The 6,211-nt window shown below is 60.0% G+C and carries 5 protein-coding genes and 1 pseudogene; 2 read left to right on the top strand and 4 right to left on the bottom strand.

The genetic code is table 11. The features are described 5' to 3' along the window. Positions 1–103, top strand: a pseudogene (locus ACW9UQ_RS14125) (IS5-like element IS711 family transposase); the annotation flags it as partial. 527 nt (positions 104–630) lie between these two features. On the opposite strand, the gene ACW9UQ_RS14120 reads toward ACW9UQ_RS14125, so the two are convergent. Beyond that, on the bottom strand, positions 631–1,143 hold the full coding sequence (locus tag ACW9UQ_RS14120) for an Lrp/AsnC family transcriptional regulator (protein ID WP_458931663.1): 513 nt from the start codon (positions 1,141–1,143) through the stop codon (positions 631–633). Between the two features lie 68 nt (positions 1,144–1,211). On the opposite strand from ACW9UQ_RS14120, the gene ACW9UQ_RS14115 reads away from it, so the two are divergent. After that, the gene (locus ACW9UQ_RS14115; protein WP_458931662.1) at positions 1,212–1,838 is read left to right on the top strand and encodes a LysE family translocator; all 627 of its coding nucleotides are present in this window, start codon (positions 1,212–1,214) and stop codon (positions 1,836–1,838) included. Positions 1,839–1,894: 56 nt separating this feature from the next. On the opposite strand, the gene ACW9UQ_RS14110 is transcribed toward ACW9UQ_RS14115, so the two are convergent. From ACW9UQ_RS14110 to ACW9UQ_RS14100, 3 genes are read right to left on the bottom strand one after another with little or no spacing between them, the layout of a single operon-like run. Next, a complete protein-coding gene (locus ACW9UQ_RS14110; protein ID WP_458931661.1) occupies positions 1,895–2,926 on the bottom strand; it encodes an acyl-CoA dehydrogenase family protein in 1,032 nt (343 codons plus the stop codon). A gap of 3 nt (positions 2,927–2,929) precedes the next feature. Continuing rightward, positions 2,930–4,114 (bottom strand): acyl-CoA dehydrogenase family protein, encoded by a 1,185-nt coding sequence (locus tag ACW9UQ_RS14105; protein ID WP_458931660.1) that lies wholly within the window; start codon positions 4,112–4,114, stop codon positions 2,930–2,932. Positions 4,115–4,118: 4 nt separating this feature from the next. Beyond that, positions 4,119–6,206 (bottom strand): 3-hydroxyacyl-CoA dehydrogenase NAD-binding domain-containing protein, encoded by a 2,088-nt coding sequence (locus tag ACW9UQ_RS14100; protein WP_458931659.1) that lies wholly within the window; start codon positions 6,204–6,206, stop codon positions 4,119–4,121. Between the last annotated feature and the right edge of the window lie 5 nt (positions 6,207–6,211).

The raw sequence follows: 6,211 nt of genomic DNA, 5'->3' as shown, positions 1-6,211 counted from the left end.
CAGGATCAAAAGGTTCCGCCGGATTGCCCTGCGTTGCGAGAAAACCGTCAGCTCATTCAAAGCCTTCGTCGATCTCGCATGCGCAATGGCATGGATCAGCTAAATGCAGACGCCGCCTAGGGCACCATCAAAACAAGTTTGCACAACGCTTTTTAGCACTCTCACCAAAGTTGGGCATCCTCTTTCACACTCATACATCAGTTGAGGAACGAGATCAGGCACACCACAGGTTTGTTGACATTGGTAGGAAGCGGGTAGGCGAAATTAACGACGAAATTATCAGGGCAGCCGAGAACTTGATATTCAGCACTCACAGGTATCGGTGGTTGCCGGCCCGGGTGAAGGAATTAAAGAGATTTCGCACTGAAAACGTTACTGAACAGGTCGGACCGATGATTGTTAGTCAACAGCGGACGGTCGAAACCGACTAGTCGTTTGTCGATACTCAGCGGTGCTATCAATTCTCACTGTGCATCGGCCATACCTCGCATTGCAGCCTATACATACTAGATTTTCGTTTTGCGGTGCGACACGGCAGCTTTGCCCTAAACACTGGCCCTAGATAGCCACACTTTGAATGGATGGTTTCGGTAAAAACCGCGTTCATGGGGCAAACTATCTGGCGCGGGGCTATGTCCAGTGCTGTGTTACCTCGGCCTGTACCGGGCGGTCTATATAGGTGGATAGCACGATCTCGGACTTGGTTCCTCTGATCCCTTTGGTGTGATAGAGCAGGGACAGGAGGTTCTCCATTTCCTGCGGTCCGGCGGTTCTGAGTTTGAGCAGCAGGCAATGATCGCCGGAGACGGAGTGCATCTCTTCAACCTCGGGGGTGGCGCGGAGTTGTTCGGTCAGCGTCCCTTTTCCCCAACCCTCTGCGTCGACATGAACGAAGGCGAGAAACGGTTTCCCAACCGATGCGCCGTCCAGCAGGGCAGAGGTGGCCCGTATAACGCCAGTGGCGCGCAATTTCTTGACGCGTTCATGAACCGCCGGTGCAGACAGGCCGACCTGATCCCCCAGAACCGCGAAGCTTTGACGGGCATCCTTGGACAGGGCGCTGAGGATTTTTCGGTCAAAACTGTCCAGGGGTTTGGGCGGCGGTGCCTGTGGCGGAACCTCATTCGTATTTTCCATCGTCATGGGGATAGGCCCTTGTGATTAATCTTGTTCGGAAATTATCAGTAATCGCCGAACAAATTCAACATGCGATGTCACAAGAAACCTTCCTGATCTATTTTGTCACGACCTTTCTGATCATTCTGTCCCCTGGTGCCAGCGTTGCGCTGGTTATGGGACAGTCTGCGGGGAATGGTGCGGTCCGGTCTTTTGCCGGTATCTTTGGGATCGCCATTGCCAATGTGACGTTCTTTGTACTGTCGGCCTGTGGACTGACGGCGCTGCTGGCGTCCTCCCCCGGTTTATTCAGTGCGATCAAGTGGATCGGGGTGGCCTATTTGCTGTGGCTTGCCTTGCTGGCGCTGCAGTCATCCAGCGGGTTTGGCCCGTCGGGGCGGTCTGCCGCCAGTTCACCGGGGGTTTTGTTCCGGCAAGGGTATCTTGTTGAGATCACCAATCCCAAAGCGTTCTTGTACATGGGCGCGGCCTTGCCCCAGTTCCTTGATCTGGAGCGGCCTCAACTGCCGCAATTTGCGATTATGGGGAGCGTTGGTTTTGTTCTCGATTGCCTGATTTATGGGGCCTATGCCTTTCTGGGGGCGGCGGTTGCCAAGGGTATGTTCGGGCAGCACGGGTTGCGTGTTCTGAACCTGCTGATAGGTGTGGCGCTGATCTATGTGGCCGTGTCGCTGTCTTTTTTTGAAAGAAGCGGCGTTTAGCGAAGGCTCTATCTTCGCTAAACGCCTATTGCAATCCACCGTGGTCATATCGTCCGTCAGGCGAACTGCATCAGGCGGGTCAGGTGGTCGTCGCGGTCGCCGAATTGTGCGTCGGTCATGGTCAGGCGTTTGGCGTAATGAGACACTGCGGCCTCCCATGTCATGGCGATGCCGCCATGCAGTTGGATTGCTTCCTCGGCGATGTGCTGACCGGCGCGGCCGACCATGTTCTTGGCCATGGAGCAATGGCGTTGCTGCTGATCGGTTCCCAGTGAGGCGGCGGCGCGAATGACGATGGAGCGGGTCATTTCCAGGTCTATCTCCATATCCACCATACGGTGTTGCAGGGCCTGAAAGCTGCTGAGGGTTTGGCCGAACTGTTTGCGGGTCTTGAGGTATTCAAGCGTCATATCGCGCAAGGCGGACATAACCCCGACGGCTTCGGCAGACAGGGCCAGCAGGGCTGCAGCCTCGGCTTTGGCGATATCGTCAGCGGTGCCGATCCGGCGGCAGGGCGTATCGGCGAAGATGACCTCTGCCGCGCCGCCGCCGTCGATGGTGCCGTAGGCGGTGACCTCGGCTTCGGTGGCGGAGACGACATAAAGGCCGGGGGTGCCGTTTTCCGAGGCGGTGACCAGAAACTGATCCGCGATGCCGCCCTGCGGGACAACGGATTTGCGGCCCTGCATCTTATTGTCGACGACCACGGTGTCCGCCGTATCCTCGGCTTGCCAGAACGCAGGCGCGACTTTTATTGCACCGGTGGCGATCCCTTCGGCGAGGGGATCGTCGCCGGACAGGACCGCGCCGATCATCGCAACGCCCAGCAAGGGCTCGACCGACAGGGCATGGCCCAGCGGTTCGAAGACGGTTGCGATGTCAAAGCCGCTGCCACCGTAGCCGCCTGCGGCCTCGGGGATCAGCATGGCGGGCAGGCCCATTTCGGCCATGGTGGCCCAGGCTGCGGGATTGTGATAGGGGGCGTCATAGGCGTGGCGCGCCCGTGCCTCCCAGTCATAGGTTTCGCGCAGCAGCTTGGTCAGGCTGTCCTGCACCATGGTCTGGTCGTCTGTCAGGTCAAAATCCATCGCTCAAAGCCCCAGCTTGTGTTTGGCCAGAATGTTCCGCTGAATCTCGTTCGATCCGCCATAGATCGACTGTTTGCGGTTGTTGAAATAAACGCCTGCGGCATTGGCAAAGCCATCGGGCGCGACGGCCAGATTGCCTGCCAGCGCGTTGTGCGGGAACGGGGCTGCCGCAGGGCCGAGCGCGCGGCGTGTCAGGTCGTTCAACGCCTGCTGGATCAGGGTGCCCTTGATCTTGAGGATCGAGGTTTCCGGGCCCGGCGCACCATTTTTATGGGCGGCGGCCAGCATCCGCAGGTTCAGGATTTCCATGGCCTCCAGATCGACCTCAACCTCGGTCAGGCGGGCCATGAAGATCGGATCCTCGGACAGGGGGCGACCGCGTTTTTTGACCTGTTTTGCCAGATGCTTGAGGTCCAGAAGCGCCTTTTTCGAGGCACCAACACCGGCAATGTTGGAGCGTTCATGCGACAGCAGGTATTTGGCGATGGTCCAGCCTTTGTTTTCCTCGCCCACGATATTGTCAGCGGGGATGCGGACATCGTTGAAGAACACCTCATTCACCTCATGCCCGCCTTCGATCAGGCGGATCGGGCGCATTTCTATGCCGGGTGTGTCGAGATCAACAAGGAAAAAGCTGATGCTTTCCTGAGGTTTGCCATCGGTTGCGGTGCGGGCCAGGACAAAGATGCGGTTGGCGTGCTGGCCCAGCGTGGTCCAGGTTTTCTGACCGTTGATCACATAGCTGTCGCCATCGCGGACCGCCCGTGTTCGCAGCCCGGCCAGATCCGAGCCTGCGCCCGGTTCGGAATAGCCCTGACACCACCAGTCTTCGCAGGACAGGATGCGGGGCAGGACGTCCTTTTGCTGGGCCTCGCTGCCGTATTTGATGATCACCGGGCCCAGCATATGTGTGCCGAAGGGGATCACGCGCGGGGCACCGGCCAGGGCGCATTCCTCTTCGAAGATATGGCGTTCGACCGGGCTCCAGCCGGTGCCACCCCAGTCTTTGGGCCAGGTGGCGGCCAGCCAGCCGCGCTGGCTGAGCAGTTTGTGCCAGCGGTCCATAGCCTCTTTTGGTGGGTCAACCTGATCTGCGGCCTCGATGATATCATCGGTCAGGTTCTCGGCCAGAAAATCGCGGACCTCCTGCTGAAAGGCGCGTTCTGCGGATGAATAGTCGAGGTTCATCGGGTTACCTTTCGTTCAGCGCGGCAAAACTGCTGCCGTCTTCGGCCATTTTGCGCAGGATTGGCGGCACGGCCCAGAAAACCGCGTCGTCTTTGGCATAGGTATCGGCGCGTTTGACAACCTCAGCTGCGCCAAGTGTGTCGGCATAGTGCAGCGGCCCGCCGCGGAAACGGGGGAAGCCGTAGCCGTTCAGCAGGACTGCATCGACATCAATGGGGCGCAGGGCGGTTCCATCCTCGACCACGCGGGCGGCTTCGAGGATCATTGCGGTCATGTAGCGGTCGACGATCTCCTGATCGGTCATGTCGCGCGGTGTGATGCCTTTGCGGGCACGCTCTGCCGCGATGATCTCGGCAACTTCGGGGTTCGGGCGGCGGGTTTTGCCGTCATAAATGTAATAGCCCTGACCGGTTTTGCGTCCGAACCAGCCGCGTTCGCAGATCAGGTCGGGGATCTCGACATAGCGCTCTTCGGGGGGGCGTGTCGCGGCGCGGCGTTTGCGGGCGGCCCAGCCGATATCGAGACCTGCAAGATCCATCACCGCGGATGGGCCCATGGCAAAGCCGAAGGCTTCGAGCGCGTTGTCGATCTGTTCAGGGCTGGCACCGTCTTCGATCAGATAGAGATTTTCCCGGCCATAGTGATTCAGGATCCGGTTGCCGATGAACCCGTCGCAGACCCCGGCCCGAACGGCGATTTTGTGCAGTCGTTTGGCAAGGGCAAAGCCAGTGGCCACGACATCCGCGCCGGTTTTTTCGGCGACGACAACCTCCAACAGCCGCATGATATGGGCGGGAGAGAAGAAATGCAGGCCGATCACGTCCTGCGGGCGTCTGGTGACGGCTGCGATTTCGTTGACATCCAGATAGGAGGTGTTGGTGGCAAGGATCGCGCCGTCCTTTGCGACCTCATCCAGTTTGGTGAAGACCTGCTTTTTGATGTCCATTTCTTCGAAGACAGCCTCGACGATCAGGTCGGCGCTTGCCAGGGCGGCAAAATCGGTGGTGACGGTCAGCAGGTCATTGACGGCGGCCTCGTAGGCGGCGGCTTTCATTTTGCCCCGGGATACGGCACCGTCCAGGTTGCCGATGATGGTTGCGCGGGCCTTTTCGACCCCTGCGTCGGAGGTTTCGATCAGCGTCAGGGGCAGTCCGGCCAGAAGCATCGCGGTGCCGATGCCCGATCCCATGGTGCCGCCGCCGATCACGCCGACGCGTTCAATGCTGCGCGGTGTTGCGCCCTTTTCGGGGATATGCTGCACGGTGCGGTCGGCGAAAAACGCGTGGATCATGCCCTTTGCGCCATCTGTGCCAAGGCATTCCATGAACCCGTCGCGTTCGACGGTACACCCGGCGTCGATATCACCGGTGGCGCATTCCAGGGCATCAAAGGCCCGCTCAGGGGCAAGAAGATGGGGCATTTTCTGCATGGCTTTGGCGCGTGCCTCCGCCAGGAACTCTGGATCAGCGGGCACGTTGATATCGCAGGTCCGGCGGGTGTGCAGGTCGCCGCTTTGGAGCATGCGCCCGGCCTTCTCCGCTGCCTCGGCGGGGGTGCCGTCAAGGATCACGTCAATCAGACCGGTCTCAGCGGCCTCATCTGCGCCGACCTGTCGGCCGGTCAGGATCATGTCGATGGTCGGGGCCCAGCCCATCAGGCGCGGGCCGCGCTGCGTGCCGCCGGCACCAGGGTAAAGGCCCAGATGAATCTCGGGCAGGCCGACGCGGGTGCCGGGCACTGCGACGCGCGCATGGGCGGCCATGGCCACCTCAAGCCCGCCGCCCAGGGCCGTGCCATGCAGAACGGCAACGACCGAGGTGCTGGCTTTTTCGATCCGGCGGCAGACCTCGGGCAGGCCGGGGGATTTCATCGGCTTGCCGAATTCCGTGATATCGGCCCCGGCGATGAAGGTCCGGCCATCGCCATAGATCACGATCACCGAAACATCGGGGTCTGCGTCCATGCGTTCGACTGCGTCAACCAGACCGGCGCGCAGGGCCTGACTGGCGGCATTGACGGGCGGGTTCTGCAGAATGACATAGCCGATACCATCGGCGATCCGCGTGGCCACGACTTCGGTATTCGCATTCATTTCCA

The organism is Halovulum sp. GXIMD14793, from assembly GCF_054457435.1.
This window is presented reverse-complemented; position numbering and strand designations above follow the sequence as displayed.